Source organism: Actinoplanes sp. NPDC051513 (assembly GCF_044454685.1).
In the GTDB taxonomy this organism is placed as follows: domain Bacteria; phylum Actinomycetota; class Actinomycetes; order Mycobacteriales; family Micromonosporaceae; genus Actinoplanes.
Map to the genome: position 1 here is coordinate 181,650 of NZ_JBITDW010000007.1, position 21,366 is coordinate 203,015.

Sequence of the window (21,366 nt, forward strand, 5' to 3'; positions counted from 1 at the left end):
ACCATAGAGATCACCCGTGCAGACAGGGCGGCGAGTTTGTGAACGACCTGTGGAGATGAGGCCGATCACCCTGTGGATAACTCTGTGGAGAAACCTGCGGGCCTGTGGACAACGCTGTGGACGTACGTGACGGCCGACACCCCCACGAACGGCCGGAGATCCGGTAGCGTCGCCCGTCGTTCAATATCTACGGGGAGATCTTGACGTGAAGATGCATCTTCGCGCCCACGGCATGGCCTTGCTGGCCGCCGGGGCGCTGACCATTGGCCAGCCCGATCGGCCGGGGTGGGGCCGCCTGCCCGAGCCGAGAAATCCGCACCCTCGAGTGCGGCCGGTGCGGGGCGCCCGCGTCAACCGAGCCCGCGGACGCTAGCACCCGTAGGCGGTGACGACGTCGGCGTTGCTCGGCGCGGACCGGTTGCCGGCGGCGTCGACCGCTCGGGCCGTGACGGTCTGCGGGCCCGGCCGGGTGAAATGCAGGGCCGTGCTCCACACGGCCGAGTTCGCGCCGTTGTCGGCGATCGAGCCGAGCCGGACGCCATCGGCGAACACTTCGTAGACCAGGGCCGACTGCCGCGTGGCGTTGTCGGTGGACCGCTGGATCCCGATCGTGAGGGGCAGGCAACCACCGAGCCACTTCAGGCCGGAGGCGTACACGATGTAGGGCACGGAACCTAGGCTTCGCGCCGATCCGAAGTCAACCGCCCAGCAGCGGCAAATCAGGGCTATCGATCTCTCGCCACCGCATCAACGTCGGAATGCACCCCGCCATCGGACGGTGCTCGCTCGGACGTTTGGGGCCGTGTGTCCAGATCCGGGTCCGTCAATCTGGCCGGATCGCTGCTGTCGGATCGACGCAGGTGACACATAGCGTCCGCACCACGCGAAAGCTCGCGGAAGCGCAGCTGGTGGGCTGCGAACCTCCCACCGAGAGGTCTCACCCGATATGTCTCAGTCTCCGTACTACGCTCCGGTCCCGCCCTACGCGCCGCAGTCGGCCAAGAGTCCACTGCCGCTCTGGTCGCTCGGCATCAGTATCGCCGCCCTCGTGTTCTCCTGGGTGCCGGTCCTCGGCCTGCTCCTCGGCATGGTGGCCATCGCCCTCAGCGCCATCGCCCTGGCCAAGATCGCGGGCAAGGCCAAGGCCGCCATCGGCCTGGGGCTCGGTGTCGTAGCCCTCATCATCAACGTCATCGTGATCGCAGCGTTGGGCTCAGCAGCCCCGAGCCCCGTCAACGCCGCGGCCACCGCCCCCGCCGCCGCGGTCACGGCTGCTGACCCGACCACCGAGCCCACCACCGAGCCGACAGTGGACCCGACAACGGAGCCCCCGACCGTCGCGCCCACCACAAAGGCGGCTCCCCCGGTCGTCAAGCACACCACCAAGGCCCCCACCACCAGGCCGGTTTCGGCGGAGGAGGAGAACGCCATCCGGTCGGCCCAGAGCTACCTCGAGTTCAGCGCGTTCTCCCGCCAGGGCCTGATCAGACAGCTGTCCTCGGATGCAGGCGAGGGTTACTCGCTGAAGGCAGCGACCTACGCGGTGGACTCCCTGCACATCAACTTCAATGAGCAGGCCTACAAGTCGGCGAAAAGCTACCTCGAAATGTCGGGCTTCTCCCGCAAGGGCCTGATCCAGCAGCTCGAGTCGAAGGCCGGCGAGGGCTTCACCCACTCGCAGGCCGTCTACGGAGTCAACAAGGCGGGTCTCTGACTCACCCATGAAGTCGAGTGAGACTCATCGACAAGGCAACGAAGCGGTTCCGCGGGCCGTGGCAAGCTCGCCCAGCCGCCGGTCACCGCACGCTTTGGGCCGCGACGAGCGAGCAGGACCGGTAAGGATGAGGTTCGCTGATCGGGTGCAGCGCCGATATCCGCCAGTGATCACACAGATTTCAGCGGGCCACTGATCTTCATAGGCCAAGTGTGACCGGGTCGGAGGGTATCCCGGACGTGAGCAAGTCGGTCAGCGGTGTGGCAAGGTCACGGGGCGAGAACAAGTCAGGTCCGGTGTAAATGGTGATCTCAGAGAGCTGCCACCATCGAAAGGCGACGAGGTGCTCAGCGGCGAGTTGGTCGTCGGTGAACTCGCCTCGAGGCTCGAAGTGGGTGGCGCGGATGAGGAAGTAGTCGTTGACGATGCCGTCGAAGCCGGGCGCATGATCTGCGGCGACGACTACCTGATGCCAGACGTGCGGCGGATCGATGGCGATGACCAAGCCGGTCTCCTCTCGCAGCTCACGGCGCAGCGCGGACAGCCCGTCCTCACCTGGTTCTATGCCCCCACCTGGAGCAGCCCAGACGGCCTGTTCTCCGTTCGGGACCGCCGGGTGGGGGAAAACGAATCGGCATAGTAGGACGTGGTCATCCTCGTCGAGGAGGATCGCGCGGACGGAGGTTCGAAGGTTCAGCGACACGGCAGACTCCTCCACGAGGATCAGCGGGTACGGCCGAGCTTCAGCGGGTCCAGTCGTGTTTGGCGGCCCTGATCAGCTTGTCCTTCAGCTCGCGCGTGTGCCGCCGGCTCACCGGGAGCTCGACGCCGTCGACCGCCACCACGTAGCCCGACCCGGTCAGGCGTAGCTCGGCGATCAGCCGGATCTGCACCAGATAGGACCGGTGGATGCGGACAAACCCGGCATCCGCCCATCGCTCGGCCAGCGTCGCCAGCGAGACCCGCACAAGGTGCGAGGCGTCCGAGGTATGCAGCCGGGCATAGTCCCCCTGCGCCTCCACCCATCGCACCGACGAGCGCGGCAGCATTCGCGTGGTCCCCGCCAGCTCGACCGGGATCGCCGGCTCGTCCACCGGCACCGACGGGGCCGGCGTCGGAACCAGCCGCGATCCCGCCACCCGGCGCAGCGACTCCCCCAGCCGCTCGGCCCGCACCGGCTTGCGCACGTAGTCGGTGACGCCGAGGTCGAACGCGTCGACCGCGCCGTCGTCGTACGCGGTCACGAAGACGATCGCCGGCGGGCGGGCGAACCGCCGCAGGATGCGGGCCAGTTCCATCCCGTCGAGACCCGGCATGCGGATGTCGAGGAACACCGCGTCCACCTCGGTGTCGCGCAGCACGCGCAGCGCCTCGGTGGCGTCGCCGGCGCGGTGCACGTGGGCGACCCGCCCGTCCGCGTTCAGCAGATAGGCGAGTTCGTCGAGCGCGGGTGGCTCGTCGTCCACCGCCAGGACAACCAGGCTCACGCTCGTACCCCCGGATGGAATTTCGGCACCCGCATGCTCACCTTCGTACCCGCGCCGGGCGCGGTTTCCACCACCAGCCCGAAGCGATCGCCGAAGACCGACCGCAGGCGCTCGTCCACGTTGGTGAGCCCGACGTGCTGGCCGTCGTCGGTTTCCGGCCGGCCGGGCGCGAAGACCGCCGGGTCCATGCCGACGCCGTCGTCCTCGACGGTGATGTGGCATTCGGCGCCCGCGTCGCGCGCTTCGATGCTCACCATACCGACGCCCGGCTTGCGGGACAGTCCGTGGCGTACGGCGTTCTCGACGAGCGGCTGGAGGCACAGAAAGGGCAGCCCCACCGGCAGCACCTCGGGCGCGATCTGCAGGCGTACCTGTAGGCGGTCGCCGAAGCGGGCCCGCTCGATGGTCAGGTAGCGGTCGATCGAGCGCAGCTCCTCGGCAAGCGTCGTGTACTCGCCGTGCGCCCGGAACGAGTAGCGGGTGAACTCGGCGAACTCGAGGATCAGCTCGCGGGCCCGCTCGGGGTCGGTGCGCACGAACGAGGCAATCGCGGTGAGCGCGTTGTAGATGAAATGCGGGCTGATCTGGGCCCGCAGGGCGCGCACCTCGGCGCGGGCCAGCCTTTCCCGGGACGAGTCGAGCTCGGCCAGCGCGATCTGCGACCCGGCCCAGCGGGCGGCCTCGGCGGTGGCCTGCACGAGGCCGGGGACGGGCTGGTCGTCGGCGACCGCGACCAGTGCCGCGGTGGCCCGGCCGTCGGGACCGGCCAGCGGCGCCACGACCGCGCCGCGCACGACGCAGTCGACGCGGTCGCAGGGCAGGTCGGCGGCGGTGAGCACGACCGAGCGGTGGGTGGTGAGCGCACGCCGGGAGGCGGCCGTGAACTGGTCATTGTGGTGGCTGCCGCGCCCGTCGAAGGCGAGGCACCGCTCGCCGTCGTCGATGGTCAGGCCGACCGCGCCGACGAGCGCGCGCAGGTGCCGGATGGCCTTGCCGGCGGTGGCCGTGGTCAGCCCGCCGCGCAGCGGCTCGGCGGCGAGGGCGGCGGTGTGCAGGACGTCGTAGGTGGCCCGCTGCATGGCGGTGGCGATGCCCCGGCGCGCGCGCAGCCGGACGACGGCGACCACCGCGGCGGCCAGACCGGCGAGCACCGCGATGACCGCTAGGACGCTGCCCACCTGTCCGGCCATGCGCAGATGGTAGGGGGCAACCTGGATTACCGGGCAGTAACAATTGGACGGCGGTCCAGGAGTGGCGCAGCAACTGCCCGTATCAATAAGCACCCTTGCGCTTGAGCACGACCCAGATCGTGCGCCAGAGAATGCCGAGGTCATACGTCAGGGACCAGTTGTCGACGTAGTACAGGTCCAGGCGTACGGCCTCGTCCCAGGAGAGATCCGAGCGGCCCGAGACCTGCCAGAGCCCGGTCATGCCGGGCCGGACGAGCAGGCGCCGCCGAACGTCGCCGAGGTAGTCGCCGTCTTCGGCGGGCAGCGGGCGCGGCCCGACCAGCGACATCTCGCCCTTGAGCACGTTGATCAGCTGAGGCAGCTCGTCCATCGAGGTGGCGCGCAGCTTGGCGCCGAACGAGAAGATCCGGGGATCCTGCTTCATCTTGAACATCATGCCGTCGGACTCGTTGAGCTCCTCCAGCGTCGCCTTGCGCTCCTCGGCGTCCACGTACATGGTGCGGAACTTCCACACCCGGAACGTGCGGCCCTCGTGGCCGACCCGGGCCTGCCGGTAGAAGACCGGGCCGCGGTCGGAGATCCGGATGCCGAGCGCGATGAACAGCAGGAACGGGCTGAGCAGCAGCAGGCCGAGGCCGGCGGCCACCCGGTCGAGAAGGTTCTTCGCGAGCCAGCCGGGGCCCGAGAGGGTCGGCTCCTCGACGTGCAGCAGCGGCAGGCCCTCGATCGGGCGGATGTGCACCCGAGGGCCGGCGATGTCGGTCAGCTGCGGCGCCACCACCAGGTCGACGCCGGTGCCCTCGAGCTGCCAGGCGAGGCGGCGCAGCTCGCCCGGCTCGGCGCTGGCCGAGCCGCAGACCGCGATCGTGTCGCCGCCCACCTCGCGCACGAGCGACATCACGTCACGGGACGCGTAGACCGGTACCGGCGTCTCGATGCCGCGGGCGGCCGCGAAGCCGTCGGTGAGGTGGATGGCCACGGGGATGAGCCCGGCGGCCGGGCTGCGGGTGACCGCGGTGTAGACCTCGAGCGCCTCGGGCAGCGTGCCGACCAGGATCATCCGATGTGCGCCGTGGCCGGTGCGGCGGCGCGCGAAGTGCAACACCTGGCGGGCCAGCACCCGGCCGAGCAGCAGGAACAGCACCGCGCTCACCGAGACCAGGGCGACCGTGCCACGGGAGAGCTGGGTCTTGGTGGCGAACGCGAGCAGCGACACGCAGGCCACGACCGTGACCGAGCAGCGCACGATGCGCTTGAACTCCTCGCTGCCCAGGCCCAGGTAGCGCCGGTCGTAGGTGCCGTTGGCCCAGAGCATGATCAGCCAGCCGAGCGGCAGCACCACGTAGGCGAAGAAGTAGAACAGCTGGGCGTCGTGCAGGAAGATCCAGTCGCGGTTGCGGAAACCGGTCTTCGCCTTCTCGAGAACGGTCGCCGCGAGATAGCTCGCCGACAAGACGGAGATCAAATCCAGAAAGACCAAGACCATCGTGTACGGCCGGTGCCAGCGCGACAGGCGCTTGTGGGTCCGGTTCCACGCTGATCGGGGTACGCCATTGCTCGGCGGCTGTTCCTGCTGCCACTCGAAGCTGTCGTACGGCACGGGTTTGCTCCGGCTGCTGTCGGTAACCGGGCGATGCAGGCTTGTTGTCACGTCGCCTACGTCCTCCCGCATCCGGAAAAGATTACGCACCGCCACGATCCTTCGGGTCTCGGCCACCCCGGCCGTTGCCCGGCCGCACCGCGAGGGTTGCCTGGGACCGGGCCACTATACCGATGGAAACCGGGTAAGCGAGCGTACGTCGCGGGGGCTATACCGCTCCGAGTTGCTCGGACACGCTGGGTAATCCATCCGACCGCCCCGCCCGCCACCCATAAATCGGCTGAAGGCACACTTCAACTATCGAATCAGCTTGGAGAGACGGCGGTCTGCCAGGGGTTTGCCGCCTGTCTGGCAGGTGGCGCAGTACTGGAGGCTCTTGTCGGCGAACGACACCTCACGCACCGTGTCGCCGCAGACTGGACACGGCAAGCCGGTGCGCGCGTGCACCCGCATTCCGGCCCGCTTCTCGCCCTTGAGCTCGGCCGCCTTCTGCCCCACCGAGCGGGCCACCGCGTCGGTCTCCACCTCGCGCATCGCCGTGTACAGAGCGTGCATCTGCTCCTCGGTGATCTTCCCGGTGAGCGCGAAGGGCGACATCTTGGCCACGTGCAGGATCTCGTCGGAGTAGGCGTTGCCGATGCCGGCGAGCACCTCCTGATCGACGATCACACCCTTGATCTGGCCGTTGCGGGAGCGAATACGCTCGGCGAACTCCTCCTCGGACACGGCCAGCGCGTCGGGGCCGAGCCGCGACACGCCGGGCACCTCGGCCGGGTCGCGCACCAGGTAGGCCGCCAGCGACTTCTGGGTGCCCGCCTCGGTCAGGTCGAAGCCGGAGCCGTCGTCGAGCCTCAGTCGCAGCGCGATCGGCCCGCTGCCCGGCTTGAGCGGCGCCGGCGACTTGAACGCGTCGCGGTAGTGCAGCCAGCCGGCCCGGGCGAGGTGGACGACCAGGTGCAAGTCGTCGCCGAGGCCAATATCCAGGAACTTTCCATGCCGGCCTGCGTCGCGGACCGTCATCCCGGCGACGGCGGAGGCGGGCGGATCGTACGTCTTCAGCGCGCTGAACGAGGAGACCTCGAGCCGCTGCACGGTGTGGCCGACCGCGCGCTCACGCAGATAGGCCGCGAGCGCCTCGACCTCGGGGAGTTCGGGCACGCCCTCAAAGGTAGCGTTTCCTGCCGTGAAGGTGGTCGTCGCGCACAACCGGTACCGAGAAGCCATCCCCTCCGGCGAGAACGTCATCGTGGACACCGAGATCGCGCAGCTCCGCGCGGCCGGTGTCGAGGTGCTGCCGTTCCAGCGCAGCTCCGACTCGATCGGCGACCTGCCCGCCGTACAGAAAGTTCTTCTGCCCTTGTCGCCGATCTACGGCCGTGCCGCGCAGCAGGACCTGTCCGCGCTGCTGGCCGCGGAACGGCCAGACGTGCTGCACCTGCACAACCCCTACCCGCTGCTGTCGCCCTGGGTGATCCGCACGGCGCACGCGCACGGCGTCCCAGTGGTCCAGACGGTGCACAACTACCGCCAGGTCTGCTCGTCGGGGCTGTACTTCCGGGACGGGCACAACTGCCAGGACTGCCGCGGCAAGCTGCTGGGCTGGCCGGCGGTCAAGCACCGCTGCTACCGCGGCTCGGCGGCGCAGAGCGCGCTGATGGCCACCACGCTGGCCGTGCACCGGCCCACCTGGCGCTCGGTCGACCGGTTCATCGCGCTCACCGACCGCATCGCCACGCACCTGCGCGACTACGGCATCCCCGACGAGCGGATCGTGGTCAAACCCAACGGTCTTCCCGATCCGGGCGAGCCCTCGGCCTTGGGTGAGGGTTTTCTGTACGGCGCCCGCCTGTCGCCCGAGAAGGGTCTGGCGCTGCTGCTGGACGCGTGGCGGCGGCACCCGGACGGCACGCTGGGCCCACTGCGCATCGCCGGGGACGGCGAACTGCGGCCGCTGGCCGAGCGGGCCGCGGCCGAGCGCACCGACGTCACCTACCTCGGCGTGCTCGACCGCGAGCAGATGAACGCCGAGCGGCGTGCCTCGGCCGTCGTGATCGCCCCCCCGACCTGGAACGACGTGCTGCCCACGGTGATCCTCGAGGCGATGGCGAACGGCCGGCCGGTGCTGGGCACCGCGGTGGGCGGCATCCCGTACCTGGTCGGCGACGAGGCGGGCTGGCTCGTCGAGCCCGAGCCGGCGGCGCTGGCCGCGGCCCTCCCGATCGCCCGCGACGAGGCCGCCGAGCGCGCCAAGCCTGCCCGAAATCGCTACCTACGCGATTTCCATCCCGATGTGCTCACCGCTCGGCTCCTCGGCATTTACCGAGAAATCACAGCAAACTTTGATCATACGCCGAGATAGATCTTGGCCGTGGAAGGGAAAGCTGGGCCCGTGACGGAAACTTCCCGCGTCTCCCGAAGGAATCTGCTGCTCGGCGTGGGTGGCGCCGCCCTGGTCGGTGTGGCCGGCGGCGGGCTCGGCTACGCCCTGGGTCACGACGACGGATCCGACAAGACCGACAAGACCACCGGCGCGACCGAGGCCGCACAGGCCGGCCCGCCCAAGTACCGCTCCCGCCCCGACCTGCGCACGCTGCCGGATGTCACGATCACGACCGCCGCGAACGGGACGGTCGGCGGCTTCATCTGCCTCAGCCCGGCCTCCGGCACCGGCTTGTGGGGACCGCTCATGGTCGACGAGAAGGGCTCGCCGATCTGGTTCCGGAAGGTGCCCGAGCCGGCCACCGTGGCGATCGATCTCAAGGTGCAGCGCTACCGCAACCAGCCGGTCCTGACCTGGTGGGAAGGCACCATCGGGGGCACCGGCGGGCAGGGCGTCGGCCAGGGCGAGTTCGTGATCGCCGACCAGTCGTACCGGGAGATCACCCGGGTGCGCGCGGCCGGCTCCGAGCAGGCCGACCAGCACGACTTCGTGATCACGCCGAGAAATTCCGCGCTGTTCTGGGTGTACGACCCGGTGCCGTACGACCTGACCGCGCTGGGCGGGCCCAAGGACGGCGTGCTGCACGACGGCGTCATTCAGGAGATCGACGTCACGACCGGCAAGCTGCTGTTCCAGTGGAAGGCGAGCGATCACGTCGGGCTGGACGAGTCCTACGCGCCGCTGCCGCAGGGCGACTCGGCCCACCTGCCGTACGACTACTTCCACGCGAACTCGGTGGGACTCGCCGCCGACGGCAACGTCATCATCTCGTCGCGGCACACCTGGACGACGTACAAGATCAATAAAACGTCGGGCGAGGTCATGTGGCGCCTCGGGGGCAAGAAGTCCGACTTCACGATCGACGAGAAGTCCAAGTTCGCCTGGCAGCACGACTTCCGGCAGCGGCGCGACGGCACCTACAGCGTCTTCGACAACGGCGCCGGGGTCACCAAGATCCGCGACTACTCGCGCGGCCTGGTGATGAAGCTGGACGAGGCGGCCCGCACGGCAACGTTCGTGGCGGAATACCTGCACCCCGACAAGCTCTCGGCGCCGACACAGGGCAGCTTCCGCGAGCTGGCCGACGGCGGCTCGTTCATCGGCTGGGGCCAGATGCCGTACTTCACCGAGCACAACGCCGACGGCACCGTCCGGCTCGCCGGAAACCTGCCGCTCGACAACCAGTCGTACCGGGCCTACAAGGTCGATTGGGCCGGCAACCCGCTCGACCAGCCGGCGCTCGGCCTGCACGTCGAGAACGGCAACGTCATCGTCAGCGCGAGCTGGAACGGCACCACCAAGGTCGGCAAGTGGCGGGCCCGCTCGGGCGCCCAGCCGGGCGCCCTGACCGACGCGCTCGAGGGCGACCGCACCGGCTTCGAGACCCGCCTCACGATCCAGGGCACCCCCGAGTACGTGGTAGTCGAGGCCCTGGACGCAAGGGGCAACCTCTTGGGAGCCTCGTCAGCCATCCCAGTGCGTGTCTAATCAGCCGCGCAGGGCCTGCCGGGCCGAGAACACCACGCTGGCGGCCAGGAAGGCGGCGTTGACCAGCGTGAACAATCCGACGAACCAGACGGTCCACTGTGGGGCGATCGTCAGGACCAGGCCGGCCAGGGCGATCACCGCGCCGTAGTCGCGGACCAGCTTGACCAGCCGGACCGGCAGCGATCGGCTGGTCACCATGCTGGCGGCCTGCTCGCCGCCCTGCATCACCGAGGTGACCAGGTTGACCATCCAGGTGCCGGCGAACGCGGCCAGCAGCCAGGCGGGCGTGTCGGGCACCTGAGCCTTCGCGGTGGCGGCCAGCGCCGACACCAGGGAGATCTGCACGGCGACATCGCAGAGCACGTCGAGCCGGCCGCCGGCCAGGCTGGTCCGGTGGGTGACGCGGGCCAGCTGACCGTCGGAGCAGTCGAACGCGTACGCCAACTGCCAGCCGATCAGCGCGAGCAGGCCGATCGGCCAGGCCCAGATGTCGCCGGCGGCCACCGGGCCGGCCGCGGCGATCACCACGAACGAGACGAGGCAGCCCAGGCCGAGGTTGACCACGGTCAGCACCGTGGGCGCCAGACCGCGCTGGTGGGCGCCGACCGCGATCCGGGCGCCGATCCGCTGGCTGAGCGCCTCGCTGAACAGTCCGCCCCCGCGATTCACCGCGTAATAGTCGGCTGCTTTCGGCGTACTCGCAAAGTGAGCGGAACCTCCCTCGGGGCCGCCGGACGCGGACGGTCCCGGCCCACCACCCGGCGCGGGCGCGGGTTTTGCCTGGCCGTGGCCGGAGTCAGCGGTGGGCGATGGCTTCGGCATACTCGGCCAGCTTTCCGCTGATCTCGTCGGGCGTCATGGCGAGGTGCTCCAGGATCGTGTAGCGGTCGGGTCGCGTGCGCGGCGCGAACGACACGGCCTCGACGAACTGGTCGCCGGTCAGGCCCACGTCCTCGGGGAGGCGAGGCAGCTGGTGCCGGGCGAGGCAGTCGGCCATCTGGCCCAACCGCCGCTTGTCGCCGCGCAGGAAGGTGCAGAACAGCGCGCCGAGGCCGGCCAGCTCGCCGTGCGAGCCGGTGCCCGGGAAGAGCGAGTCGATGGCGTGCATGATCTCGTGGCAGCCGCCGCTGGCCGGGCGGCTGCTGCCGCAGACCGCCATGGCGAGGCCGCTGGAGATCAGCGACTCGGCGAGCACGGTGACGAACGCGTCGTCGTTCATGTCGCCCGGCATGGTCAGCATCGCCTCGGCGCCCATCCGGGCCAGCGACGCGGCCAGGCCGTCGACCGGCTCGCCGCGCACCTCGCGGGCGAGCTCCCAGTCGGCGAGCGCGCTGATGTTGCTGATCACGTCGCCGATGCCGCCGCGGTTGACCCGGTCGGGCCCGTTCTCGACGAAGTCGAGGTCGACGATCACGCCGAACGGGATGTGGACGCCGTACGAGCCCTTGATCCCGTCGTTGATCAGGCTCGCGACCGGGGAGGCGATGCCGTCGTTGGCGAGGCTGGTGGCCACCGAGATCATCGGCATGCCCCAGCGGTTGGCCGCGTACTTCGCGGTGTCGATGGTCGTGCCGCCGCCGATGCCGATGACGGCGTCGTAGTTGCGGGCGCGCAGCTTCGCGGAGAGCTCGAGCGCGGCGTCGAGGGTGCCGCCGGAGGTGGTGTAGACGTCGGCCGAGCCGAGCGTCGGGCGGATCAGGTTCACCACCCGTTCACCCAGGCCCGGCCCGACCACGACCGCGACGTCGCCACCGGCGGAGATGCGGCCGTCGGCCAGGACCTGGCCGAGGTCGGCGATCGCGCCGCGGCGTACCTCGATGTGCAGGGGCGTCTGAATGCTGCGGGCTAGTAGCGGCATGCGATCTCCCGCGCCTTCGCCAGGTCTTCGTGGTTGTCGACCTCGACCCAGCTGACCTCGCCGATCGTCGACGCGCGGACGTCGCCGCCGCGGTTCGCGAACTCCTGGAAGCCGTCCTCGTAGTAGAGGTTCGGGTCGCGTTCCCAGGTCGCCTTGAGGGCGTCGGCCAGCTTTCCGGCGGTCGACGGCTCGATGATGTTGGCGCCGATGTACTCGCCGAAGGCGTCGGCCGGGTCCATCAGCTTCGTAATTTTGGTGAGCTGTCCATCTGCGTTGAAGATGGTCTTCATCTCCTCGTCAGCCAGCTTCTTCAGATTGTCGATGGCGAGCAGGATGCTCGGACCACGATCGGCGAGGAGGGTGTGCTCGACGCTCACGGGATGCACGGTGTCGCCATTGACCATCAACGCGCCCTGCGCGAAGTGGTCACGGGCGAGCCAGAGGGAGTAGGCGTTGTTCCACTCCTCGGCCTTGTCGTTGTGGACGAGGCTGATCTTGACGCCGTACTTTTCCTGGAACGCGGACACGCGCTCCTCGACCGCGCCGGCGCAGTAGCCCACCACGATCGTCACGTCCGTGAGTCCGGCCTCGGCGAGGTTGCGCAGAGAGATATCCATGATCGTGGTGTCGCCGTCCACCGGGACGAGCGCCTTGGGCAGCGTGTCCGTGTATGGACGCAGCCGGCGCCCGGCGCCGGCGGCGAGTACGAGTCCGATCATGGGGATGACTCTCCTAACGAGGTTGCATGCATGTGTGGCCCCGCGAGGATAGCCGTCGGTGTGAAATCGAGCCTCACCACAGCCTCCGGAAAATCCTCTGGAGGCGGCTCGTAAGCTGTGGGGCATGACCGCTGAGCAGCTGATCTCCTTCGCCCGTGGCGCTCCGTCGCTGGACATCATCGACGTCGAGGGCCTGAAGGCCGCCGCCGCACGCGCCTTCGACGCCGACCCCGCCGGCATCACCGCTTACGGCACGTCCGTCGGTTATGTCCCGTTGCGCGCGTGGATCGCGAAGAAGCACGGCGTCTCGGCCGACCAGGTCATCGTGACGAACGGGTCGCTCCAAGCCGACGCGTTTCTCTTCAACCACCTCGTGCAGCCCGGCGACACCGTGATCGTCGAGAAGCCCACCTACGACCGTACGCTGCTGAGCCTGCAGAACCTGGGCGCCAAGGTGCACCAGGTGACGCTGCGCGAGGACGGCATCGACGTCGACGAGCTGCGCGGGCTGCTCGAGTCCGGTGTGCGCCCCAAGCTCGCCCACATCATTCCGAACTACCAGAACCCGGCCGGCATCACGCTCTCCGCCGAGAAGCGGCGCGCTCTGCTCGCGCTCGCCGTCGAGTACGGCTTCACCATCTTCGAGGACGACCCGTACGTCGACATCCGGTTCCGCGGCGACGCGCTCCCGTCGATGCTCTCGATGGACTCCGACAATGTCGTCGTGCACGCCTCCAGCTTCACCAAGACGGTGTGCCCCGGCGTCCGCGTGGGCTACCTGGTCGGCCCGGCCGCGCTGATCGACGCGATCGCCAAGAAGGCCACCAACCTGTACATCTCGCCCGGCATGGTCTCCGAGGCGATCGTTCACCAGTTCTGCGTCTCCGGCGACATCGAGCGGTCCGTCCAAACCGTGAGCACCGCGCTCGCCGAGCGCGCGTCGCTGCTCGCCGACTCGCTGCGCAAGCACATCCCGGGCGCCACCTTCACCGAGCCCGACGGCGGCTACTTCCTCTGGGTCGACCTGCCCGACGACGTCGACGTCGACAAGCTCTTCCCCGCCGCGATGAAGAAGGGCGTGGCTATCGTCAAGGGGACGGACTTCCTGCTCGACGGCGGGAAGAGCTCGGTTCGCCTGGCGTTCTCCGCTGTCACGGTCGACCAGATCGACGAGGGTGTCCGACGCCTGGCCGCGGCCATCGACGAGGTACGCGCCTAGGGTCTCGCCGCGCCGGACGGGTTCTTGCTGATCCCGTCCGGTGCCCGCGCGATCGTGAGCTAGCCTGCTGCGGGCCCGTCGGGCGGTGTGGGGAGGTCTGTCATGAGCGAGCGTGAGCCCGGCACGTGGAGCCGGAACAAGCCGCTGTCGCGAGCGTTCGCCGCGCCACGGCGCGCGATGAATCGCATCTTCGCCACCACCGGCGAGCATCTCGACGGTCCCCGCACCCGCACCGCCGTCAGCTCGGTGGTCGACTGCGGCGTGTACGTGGCCGGCAAGCGGCTGGCCGGCGACTTCTCCCCCGACGAGGCGCTCCGCGAGGCCTGCGCCCACGAGGACGGCTTCGTCTGGCTGGGCCTGCACGAGCCCAGCGAGGACGAGATGACGGCGATCGCGCAGACGTACGGGCTGCACGAGCTCGCCGTCGAGGACGCGGTCAAGGCCGAGCAGCGCCCCAAGCTGGAGAACTTCGGCTCGGTGCACTTCCTGGTCATGCGCACCGCGCGCTATGTGCCGCACAGCGAGATCACCGAGACGTCCCAGGTCGTCGAGACCGGCCAGATGATGATCTTCGTGGGCGAACAGTTCGTCATCACCGTCCGCCACGGCGACGCGTCCGAGCTGGGTTCGGTGCGTACCGACCTCGAGAACGGCCGGGCCGCGCTGCTCGAGCAGGGACCCTGGGCGGTGGCGTACGCGGTGACCGACCGTGTGGTCGACCACTATCTGCTGGTCGCCGACCAGGTCGAGGCCGACCTCGACATCATCGAGGAGGGGGTCTTCTCCCGCGGCGCGGGCAGCCCGATTCAGTCCATCTATCAGATGAAGCGGGAACTGGTGGAGTTCCGCCGGGCCGTCGTGCCGCTGCAGCGCCCGTTGGCCACGATCGTCGCCATCGTGCCCAAGCGGATCGGCAAGTACTTCCGCGACGTTCAGGACCATCTGACCCGTACGGTCGAGCAGGTCTCCTCGTACGACGACCTGCTCAATTCGATCCTCCAGGCGCGTCTCGCCCAGGTGACGGTCGACCAGAACAACGACATGCGCAAGATCGCCGCGTGGGCCGGTATCGCCACCGTCTGGGCCGCAGGCGCCGGGATCTATGGCATGAACTTCACCCATATGCCCGAATTAGACTGGCTGTACGGCTATCCGGCATGGTGGGCGATCATTCTGCTGATTTCCTTCGTGCTCTACCGGGCCTTCCGCCGCAACGGCTGGCTGTAAGGGCTGCCCCCTGGCCATCGACGCCGACCCCTAGAGTGACAGGGTGCCGTCGCGTCAGGACCAGCTGCATTCGTACCAGTACTCGCTTCAGCGGGTGGTGGCCGCGCTGGTCACGCACGACCCCGACCCCTCGCGGTCGCCGCTGCGCCGGGCCGGCACGACGGCGCTGATCAGCCTGCTGATCGCGAGTCTCGCCGTGGGCGGCGCCGCGATCTACGGCCTCCTCACCGGACACAGCAATGTGGATCCCCGCAACCCCAACGTGGTGTTCCAGGAAAAGGGCACTGGCGCGCGGTTCATCTACCTCGAGTCCGACAAAAGCCTCCACCCGGTGCTGAACTACGCGTCCGGCCTGCTGCTCGCCAACGCCGAGGCGCCCGAGCTCAAGAGCATCTCGTCCGACAAGCTGGCCGGCGTGCCGCTCGGCGCCCCGCTCGGCATCCCCGACGCGCCCGACTCGCTGCCGGCCAAGAACGCGCTGATCACCGAGCGCTGGTCGATCTGCACCGACAACCGCGGCGACGAGAACACGCCACGCAGCACCCTGCTGATCGGCGACAAGCTCACCGACGGCACGGTCTCGGCCAAGGCCGGCGAGGCCCTGCTCATCCGCGAGCCCGAGGGGCGCAGCGCGCTGGTCTTCGACAACAAGCGCTACCCGATCCCGGCCGACCAACTGGTCGCGACGCTGCGCGTGCTCGGCTGGGCCTCGAAGGAGCCCTGGACCGTCGCGACAGCCTGGGCCAACGCGGTCCCGCTCGCCGACAACCTGGTCGCTCCCAAGATCGCAGAGGTGGGCAGCACCTCGGTGGTGGACGGCTTCGAGGTCGGCGACCTGGTCACCGACTCCGGCCAGCAGTTCGCGGTGATCCTCGCCGACGGCGCAGCCGCCCTCACCGAGATGCAGGCCCGGCTCATGCAGGCCGCCCCCGGCGTCGAGAAGCCGCAGGCGATCGGCAACGCGTTCTTCCAGCTGCCGCCGTCGAAGACCCGGATCAGCGACGAGGGCGACCCCAACGGCCTGCCGGTGACGGTGCCCAAGCTGCACGAGTCCACGCCCGCCCAGGCCTGCATGACGCTGCCGGTCGACGCGAAGTCCGGCGACGGCCTGCGCATCGACCCCACCGTGCCGTCCGGCGTCGTGGTCAAGGCCGGCTCCGCCGAGCCCAACGTCGTCCTCGCCGACTACGTGCACATCGCGCGCGGCAAGGGCGTCCTCGCCACGGCCGCCGCCTCGCCGAGCGCGCCCGCCGGCACCGGCACGGTCAGCGTCGTCACCGACACCGGGCGCAGCTTCCCCCTCGCCAACCGGTCACTGATCACCAAACTGGGGTACGCCGGGGTCAAGCCCGCCCAGATCCCGTCCGAGCTCGTCTCGATGCTGCCGCGCGGTCCATCGCTCGACCCGGCCCGCGCCCGCCAGACCGACGTGCAGTGAGCACACCACCGGGCGGGTCGCCCGCAGGGGCGCCCGCCCGATAGGCGATCGGCTGTTACCGAGGGGTTTGCTGCGCCGTGTCCGGCACGGTGCCGTTCGGCGTCGTGTACGCCGAGGGCTCGGCCGGCTCGAACGCGGCGTCGTCCGCGCCGCCGACCTGCGACGACGATTCGGCCGGTGCCGCCGGGTCGTACTCGTCCCACTGGCTGGCCTTGCGGCGCTTGGCCATGTAGGCCGCGCCCACGCCCACGGCCGTGCCGATGAGCGCGTAGCCCAGCAAGCGCGAGCCACGGCGCTTGTCGGACCGCTTGTCGACCCGCTTACGCAGCTGCTTCGCGTACTTCTTGTTCTGCTTCGCGGTCTTCTTCATCTGCCTCTTGCTCACCTTGCCGGTCTGCCGCACGTTGTCGGTCGCGGCGGCGACCAGCGGGGTGAGCGTCGCGAGAGCGCTGTCCCAGCCACTCGATGCGACATCCTTGGCCTTCACGGCCGCGGGCTGCACCTTGTCGACCGCGGCGGCCACCTTCGGTCCCACGGTCGAGCCGGTCTCCTGAGCCGCGAGCGATGCCGCGCGCTTGAAGTGGTCAACGCTCTGGCCGAGCTCGTTCTTCATCCGCCGGCTCCGGCTCTTGCGGCGCATCGTTGCGAACACCAGTGCCCACCTCCTGTGGTCTCTCCCACGTCATGGTGCCCTCAACTGGTACCCCGGCGTGGCCGGATCAGACACATGGGGGAGGATCCGAACTACAAAAGAAACTGTCCCATCGCCTCTTCGAGGTACGCCAGGGGCGACCGCGACACAGACAGGAGTACCCGTGGCCGAGAAGCTTTACGCCACCCTGCACACCAACCACGGCCCGATCCGGCTCCAGCTCTTCCCGGACCACGCCCCGGCAACCGTGCGCAACTTCGTGGAGCTCGCGGAGGGCAGCAAGGAGTACATCGACCCGCGCACCGGCCAGCAGGGCAAGGGCACGCCCTACTACGACGGCACGATCTCGCACCGGGTCATCGCCGGCTTCATGGTCCAGCTGGGCGACCCGACCGGCACCGGCCGCGGCGGCCCAGGCTTCAAGTTCGCCGACGAGTTCCACCCGCAGCTGTCGTTCGACCGGCCGTACCTGCTGGCCATGGCGAACGCCGGGCCGGGCACCAACGGCTCGCAGTTCTTCATCACGGTCGCGCCGACGCCGCACCTCAACCGCCGGCACACCATCTTCGGCCAGGTGGCCGACGAGGCGTCCGCCAAGGTCGTCGACTCGATCGCCACCACGAAGACCGGCCCCGGCGACCGCCCGGTGGAAGACGTGGTCGTCGAGCGCGTGGAAATCGAGCGCGTGCAGGACTGAAGCTTGTTCGTTCGCGAGCGCGAGCTGTGCAGACGGTCTCGTCCGTCGCGAACAAGCTTCACCGAAGTACCGTTGAAGATATGAGTGAGGCTCCCTCGACGGCTCCGGTCTGTTATCGCCACCCGTCGCGGGAGACTCACCTCCGCTGCACCCGGTGCGACCGGCCGATCTGCCCCGACTGCATGCACGAGGCGTCGGTCGGCCATCAGTGCCCCGAGTGCGTGGCGGAAGGAAAGCGCAGCCAGCGTCCGGCGCGGACGGCCTTTGGGGGCAGCCGCGCCGGCCAGGCCGGCATCGCGACCCGCACCCTGGTCGCCATCAACGTCGCCGTCATGGTCCTGTCGGCCATCGTGGGCGGCGCCCGGGCGATCGGCGGCTCCGGCGGGTGGTTCGGCCTGCTCGGCGACCAGACCGCGGTGACCCGTTGGGGTGAGGTTCTCGGCTACGCGCCGTACACGGCCGGCGGCGAGGTCCACGGCATCGCCGCCGGCGAGTGGTGGCGGCTCTTCAGCGCCATGTTCCTGCATTACGGCGTGCTGCACCTGCTGCTCAACATGTGGGTGCTGTGGCAGCTGGGCCGCTATCTCGAGATCCGGCTGGGGCCGCTCCGCTTCATCGGCCTCTATCTGCTGGCCGGCCTGGGCGGCAACGTGGCGGCCTACGTCTTCACCGCGCCGAACCAGCCGGCCGCCGGCGCCTCGACCGCCGTCTTCGGCCTCTTCGCCGCGGCGATCATCGTGAACCGCCGGCTCAAGCTCGACATCAGCACGCTGATTCCGCTGCTCGTGGTCAACCTGCTCTTCACGTTCACGGTGCCCAACATCTCGGTGGCGGGCCATCTGGGCGGTCTGGTGGCGGGTGGCATCGTGGCGGTCATCATCGCGTACGCGCCGGCGCAGCGCCGCACATTCGTGCAGGCCGTCGGTTGTGGCGTGTTCTTCCTTGTCCTCCTGATAGCGGCCGTGATCCGAACCCAGGCCATCCTCGCCTGACCCAACCCCGCCACGCCCTGCTCTGCCCCGGCACCGCACCGACCCTGCCCGGCACGCGAGGACCCGCCCCAGCGCGCATGAGTCCCTGCCCAGCGGGGCGCGGGCGTTGCCCTGGCGCGAGCGAGGCCCTGCAGAGTGCCGCGAGGCCTGCTCCGGTGCGAGGCCGTGCCCCGGTGCGAGGCTCTGCCCCGGTCCGAGGCCTGCCCCGGTGCGAGGCCTGCCCGGTGCGAGGCCTGCGTCGGTGCGAGGCCTGCGTCGGCGCGCGAGGCCCTGCCCAGCCCAGCCTCTGCCACAGTGCGCACGTGAGGCCCTGCCCCGGCACGCGAGGGCCCCTCGCGCGTGGCCGGCCTTGATGAGTTGCCGCGCGGAGCGCGCACGAAGTCATTGCTCGGGCGACGGTAGCGTCCTGGGGTGATGTGGAGCGTGGTACCCCCGCCGGCGGCGGCTCAGGTCCGCGATGCGTTCGGTGTCGAGGTTGGCGAGCTGCGGCCGCATCCGGGCGGGTTCGAAGCGGATGCTTTCACCGACGGGCGCTGGTTCGTGAAACTCTGGCGTCAGCAGCCCGACAGCGACGCCGCACTGGCGCTGACCGCTGAGCTGGCTGCCCGGGGTATCCCCGTTCCTGCGGCGCAGCGAACTCTCGACGGCTCGTACACCTGCGCGCATCTTGGCCGGCGGTACGCGCTGTTCCCGTTCGTCGACGGCCGCCAGACAACGTGGGACGACGCGGACGCGATCGCGCGGGCGATGCGTGCCGTGCACGAAATCGCCGGCTTCCTCCTGCCCCGCACCGACATGGACGAATGGTGCATCGAGGTGCTGCGCGACCGGCGCGACCACCCGTGGATCGCCGACCGCCGCGACGAGGTCATGGCCAACGTCGACCGGCTCGAAGCGGTGATCGAAAGGGCACGCGCGATCGACGTTCCCCACGTCGTGTGTCACCACGACCTGTTCCCGCACAACGTCCTCGTCGACCGCGACGGTCGCGTCGTGGCACTGCTCGACTGGGGTCGCACGATGCTGGCGCCGCGCGAGCACGACGTGTTCGCCGGCTTGTGCGGGCCCGACCCCGTGCGCTTCCTGAGCGCCTACGGCGCACAACGACTCGACCTCACGCACCTCGAGTACGCCCGGCTCGCCCGCTCGCTTCGCGACCTCGCCGTTCGCATCGACAACGAGGTCGACCTGGACGGCATCAACACGTGGGGCTTCGACGGATTGCGCCGAGTGGACGCCGACCTCGAACTCGCCCGACCGTATTGCGATCGCTGAGCTCGGCGGGGGCTGCGACACAGCAGGCCCGGCTGGCTGATCGACATGCTCGCGCTCACCCGCCGACGTCGGCACGGTGGGGCGCGCGGCAAATCATCATTGATGACCTCGCGCTCGCAGCCCGCTCGCAGCGCAGCGCGCGGCAAGCCGCCACTGGTGACTTGACGCTCGGGGGAACGGGGTCAGTGGGTAGACAGCGGCTTGGCGGCGCCCGAGGCCAGCAGCCCGATCAGGAGAGCGCCCAGAACGCACAGCAGGGCCTGCAGAACGCCAAGGTGCTGGGCCAGGACTCCGATCAACGGCGGCCCGGCCAGGAAGGCCGCGTACCCGATCGAACCGGCCACCGAAACGCGAATAGCGGCCCGGGTCGGGTCGTCGGCGGCCGCGCTCATGCCGACCGGGAAGCCCAGCGACGCGCCGGCGCCCCACAGCAGGCCGCCGAGCAGGGCCAGCGGAACGGCCAGGCCGGCGACCACCATGAGCAGCCCCGCCACGCCGCACACGACCGTGGCGCGCAGGACCCGGACTCGGCCCCAGCGCTCGATGGCCGCGCCGCCGAAGAGGCGGGACAGGGTCATCGCCGTGACGAACGTGCCGTAGCCGACCGCGCCCACCGTCTCGCTCGCGCCGTAGCCGTCCACCAGGCTGATCGCGAGCCAGTCGTTGGCGGTGCCCTCGGTGAAGCCGAAGCCCAGCATGATCAGGCCGATCAGGATGGTGCGGGGCTCACGCCAGGCCTGGCTCACGCTGACCGGGCGCGGCTCGTCGGCGGCGGGCGGCGTGTGCGGCAGGAACACGCGTACGGTCGGGAAAGTCACCACGGCCGTGAGGGTTGCGGTGAGATAGAGCTGCGCCCAGATCGGCAGGCCGGCGGCCGCCGCCAGCGCGCTCATCCCGGCGCCCAGCACCGTGCCGAGGCTGAAGCCGGCGTGGAAGCGCGGCATGATCGTGCGGCCGAGGCGGCGCTCGACGTCGGCGCCCTCGACGTTCATCGAGACGTCCCATGCGCTGTTGCCGGCGCCGACCAGCACCAGGCCGGCCGCGGCGATCGGGACCGAGCCGGTCAGCGTGCCGGTGCCGAGCCCAGCGAGGCCGAGCACCATGGCGCTGCTGGCCACCAGGATCGTGCGCGCCGGGCCGAGCCGCTGCACGATCGGCCCGGCCAGCGGGATCGACACGATCGCGGCGCCCGAGATGCAGAGCAGCAGCAGTCCGAAGCCGGCCGCGGAGAGGTGCAGGTCGTCGCGGACGGCGGGGGCGCGGGCCAGCCAACCGCCGAAGGCGAGGCCGTTGGTCACGAAGGTGGCGGCGACCGCGGCCTTGGCCCGCTCGATCCGGGGAAGGTCGAGGTCGATTGTCGTCACGCCGTC

20 protein-coding genes are annotated in these 21,366 nt (G+C 69.7%); 9 read left to right on the forward strand and 11 right to left on the reverse strand.

Annotated elements, in window-relative coordinates; all coding sequences use genetic code 11:
* Window positions 1-369: 369 nt before the first annotated feature.
* A complete protein-coding gene (locus tag ACIA5D_RS23835) occupies window positions 370-669 on the reverse strand; it encodes a hypothetical protein (protein WP_396032361.1) in 300 nt (99 codons plus the stop codon).
* A gap of 277 nt (window positions 670-946) precedes the next feature.
* Here ACIA5D_RS23835 and ACIA5D_RS23840 point away from each other — a divergent pair, with 277 nt between their 5' ends.
* Window positions 947-1,714 (forward strand): Ltp family lipoprotein, encoded by a 768-nt coding sequence (locus tag ACIA5D_RS23840; protein ID WP_396032362.1) that lies wholly within the window; start codon window positions 947-949, stop codon window positions 1,712-1,714.
* A gap of 199 nt (window positions 1,715-1,913) precedes the next feature.
* Here the strand turns inward: ACIA5D_RS23840 and ACIA5D_RS23845 are convergent, their stop codons facing one another.
* From ACIA5D_RS23845 to ACIA5D_RS23865, 5 genes are all read right to left on the reverse strand, one after another.
* Window positions 1,914-2,417: an NUDIX hydrolase gene (locus ACIA5D_RS23845; RefSeq protein WP_396032363.1), complete on the reverse strand. Its 504-nt coding sequence runs from the start codon at window positions 2,415-2,417 to the stop codon at window positions 1,914-1,916.
* Window positions 2,418-2,457: 40 nt separating this feature from the next.
* A complete protein-coding gene (locus ACIA5D_RS23850; RefSeq protein WP_396032364.1) occupies window positions 2,458-3,201 on the reverse strand; it encodes a LytR/AlgR family response regulator transcription factor in 744 nt (247 codons plus the stop codon).
* A complete protein-coding gene (locus ACIA5D_RS23855; protein ID WP_396032365.1) occupies window positions 3,198-4,391 on the reverse strand; it encodes a sensor histidine kinase in 1,194 nt (397 codons plus the stop codon). Before ACIA5D_RS23855 ends, ACIA5D_RS23850 begins: the two co-directional genes overlap by 4 nt.
* 82 nt (window positions 4,392-4,473) lie before the next feature.
* Window positions 4,474-6,063 (reverse strand): sugar transferase, encoded by a 1,590-nt coding sequence (locus tag ACIA5D_RS23860; RefSeq protein WP_396032366.1) that lies wholly within the window; start codon window positions 6,061-6,063, stop codon window positions 4,474-4,476.
* 225 nt (window positions 6,064-6,288) lie between these two features.
* Window positions 6,289-7,149: an Fpg/Nei family DNA glycosylase gene (locus ACIA5D_RS23865; protein WP_396032367.1), complete on the reverse strand. Its 861-nt coding sequence runs from the start codon at window positions 7,147-7,149 to the stop codon at window positions 6,289-6,291.
* A gap of 25 nt (window positions 7,150-7,174) precedes the next feature.
* On the opposite strand from ACIA5D_RS23865, the gene ACIA5D_RS23870 reads away from it, so the two are divergent.
* Together ACIA5D_RS23870 and ACIA5D_RS23875 are read left to right on the forward strand one after the other, a co-directional pair.
* Window positions 7,175-8,350, forward strand: coding sequence for a glycosyltransferase family 4 protein (locus ACIA5D_RS23870; RefSeq protein WP_396032368.1), 1,176 nt, complete (start codon window positions 7,175-7,177; stop codon window positions 8,348-8,350).
* Window positions 8,351-8,380: 30 nt separating this feature from the next.
* On the forward strand, window positions 8,381-9,919 hold the full coding sequence (locus ACIA5D_RS23875; protein WP_396032369.1) for an arylsulfotransferase family protein: 1,539 nt from the start codon (window positions 8,381-8,383) through the stop codon (window positions 9,917-9,919).
* On the opposite strand, the gene ACIA5D_RS23880 is transcribed toward ACIA5D_RS23875, so the two are convergent.
* The 3 genes from ACIA5D_RS23880 to ACIA5D_RS23890 form a co-directional block, all read right to left on the reverse strand.
* Window positions 9,920-10,588, reverse strand: coding sequence for a CDP-alcohol phosphatidyltransferase family protein (locus ACIA5D_RS23880; protein ID WP_396032370.1), 669 nt, complete (start codon window positions 10,586-10,588; stop codon window positions 9,920-9,922).
* 127 nt (window positions 10,589-10,715) lie between these two features.
* Complete coding sequence (locus tag ACIA5D_RS23885) at window positions 10,716-11,777, reverse strand: iron-containing alcohol dehydrogenase family protein (RefSeq protein ID WP_396032371.1); 1,062 nt, start codon at window positions 11,775-11,777, stop codon at window positions 10,716-10,718.
* Window positions 11,765-12,496, reverse strand: coding sequence for a sugar phosphate nucleotidyltransferase (locus ACIA5D_RS23890; RefSeq protein WP_396032372.1), 732 nt, complete (start codon window positions 12,494-12,496; stop codon window positions 11,765-11,767). The genes ACIA5D_RS23885 and ACIA5D_RS23890 overlap by 13 nt, the downstream gene beginning before the upstream one ends.
* Before the next feature lie 124 nt (window positions 12,497-12,620).
* Here ACIA5D_RS23890 and ACIA5D_RS23895 point away from each other — a divergent pair, with 124 nt between their 5' ends.
* The 3 genes from ACIA5D_RS23895 (at window position 12,621) to eccB (ending at window position 16,380) form a co-directional block, all read left to right on the forward strand.
* Complete coding sequence (locus ACIA5D_RS23895) at window positions 12,621-13,715, forward strand: PLP-dependent aminotransferase family protein (RefSeq protein WP_396032373.1); 1,095 nt, start codon at window positions 12,621-12,623, stop codon at window positions 13,713-13,715.
* Between the two features lie 102 nt (window positions 13,716-13,817).
* Complete coding sequence (locus tag ACIA5D_RS23900; RefSeq protein ID WP_396032374.1) at window positions 13,818-14,942, forward strand: magnesium and cobalt transport protein CorA; 1,125 nt, start codon at window positions 13,818-13,820, stop codon at window positions 14,940-14,942.
* Window positions 14,943-14,985: 43 nt separating this feature from the next.
* A complete protein-coding gene (gene eccB, locus ACIA5D_RS23905) occupies window positions 14,986-16,380 on the forward strand; it encodes a type VII secretion protein EccB (protein ID WP_396032375.1) in 1,395 nt (464 codons plus the stop codon).
* 55 nt (window positions 16,381-16,435) lie between these two features.
* Here the strand turns inward: eccB and ACIA5D_RS23910 are convergent, their stop codons facing one another.
* Entirely contained in the window at window positions 16,436-17,032 is a 597-nt protein-coding gene (locus tag ACIA5D_RS23910) for a hypothetical protein (protein WP_396032376.1), read from the reverse strand.
* 163 nt (window positions 17,033-17,195) lie between these two features.
* Here ACIA5D_RS23910 and ACIA5D_RS23915 point away from each other — a divergent pair, with 163 nt between their 5' ends.
* From ACIA5D_RS23915 to ACIA5D_RS23925, 3 genes are all read left to right on the forward strand, one after another.
* A complete protein-coding gene (locus ACIA5D_RS23915) occupies window positions 17,196-17,729 on the forward strand; it encodes a peptidylprolyl isomerase (protein WP_396032377.1) in 534 nt (177 codons plus the stop codon).
* Between the two features lie 80 nt (window positions 17,730-17,809).
* Window positions 17,810-18,721, forward strand: coding sequence for a rhomboid family intramembrane serine protease (locus ACIA5D_RS23920; protein ID WP_396032378.1), 912 nt, complete (start codon window positions 17,810-17,812; stop codon window positions 18,719-18,721).
* Window positions 18,722-19,135: 414 nt separating this feature from the next.
* Window positions 19,136-19,996 (forward strand): phosphotransferase enzyme family protein, encoded by an 861-nt coding sequence (locus ACIA5D_RS23925; protein WP_396032622.1) that lies wholly within the window; start codon window positions 19,136-19,138, stop codon window positions 19,994-19,996.
* Window positions 19,997-20,178: 182 nt separating this feature from the next.
* Here ACIA5D_RS23925 and ACIA5D_RS23930 read toward each other — a convergent pair whose 3' ends face one another.
* A complete protein-coding gene (locus tag ACIA5D_RS23930; RefSeq protein WP_396032379.1) occupies window positions 20,179-21,360 on the reverse strand; it encodes an MFS transporter in 1,182 nt (393 codons plus the stop codon).
* Window positions 21,361-21,366: the final 6 nt, after the last annotated feature.

Bases quoted from the DNA above. Each gene is read 5' to 3' on its own strand.
- ACIA5D_RS23855 (WP_396032365.1), bottom strand. From the start codon at position 4,391: ATGGCCGGACAGGTGGGCAGCGTCCTAGCGGTCATCGCGGTGCTCGCC.
- ACIA5D_RS23840 (WP_396032362.1), top strand. From the start codon at position 947: ATGTCTCAGTCTCCGTACTACGCTCCGGTCCCGCCCTACGCGCCGCAG.
- ACIA5D_RS23890 (WP_396032372.1), bottom strand. From the start codon at position 12,496: ATGATCGGACTCGTACTCGCCGCCGGCGCCGGGCGCCGGCTGCGTCCA.
- ACIA5D_RS23885 (WP_396032371.1), bottom strand. From the start codon at position 11,777: ATGCCGCTACTAGCCCGCAGCATTCAGACGCCCCTGCACATCGAGGTA.
- ACIA5D_RS23920 (WP_396032378.1), top strand. From the start codon at position 17,810: ATGAGTGAGGCTCCCTCGACGGCTCCGGTCTGTTATCGCCACCCGTCG.
- ACIA5D_RS23925 (WP_396032622.1), top strand. From the start codon at position 19,136: ATGTGGAGCGTGGTACCCCCGCCGGCGGCGGCTCAGGTCCGCGATGCG.
- ACIA5D_RS23900 (WP_396032374.1), top strand. From the start codon at position 13,818: ATGAGCGAGCGTGAGCCCGGCACGTGGAGCCGGAACAAGCCGCTGTCG.
- ACIA5D_RS23860 (WP_396032366.1), bottom strand. From the start codon at position 6,063: ATGCGGGAGGACGTAGGCGACGTGACAACAAGCCTGCATCGCCCGGTT.
- ACIA5D_RS23895 (WP_396032373.1), top strand. From the start codon at position 12,621: ATGACCGCTGAGCAGCTGATCTCCTTCGCCCGTGGCGCTCCGTCGCTG.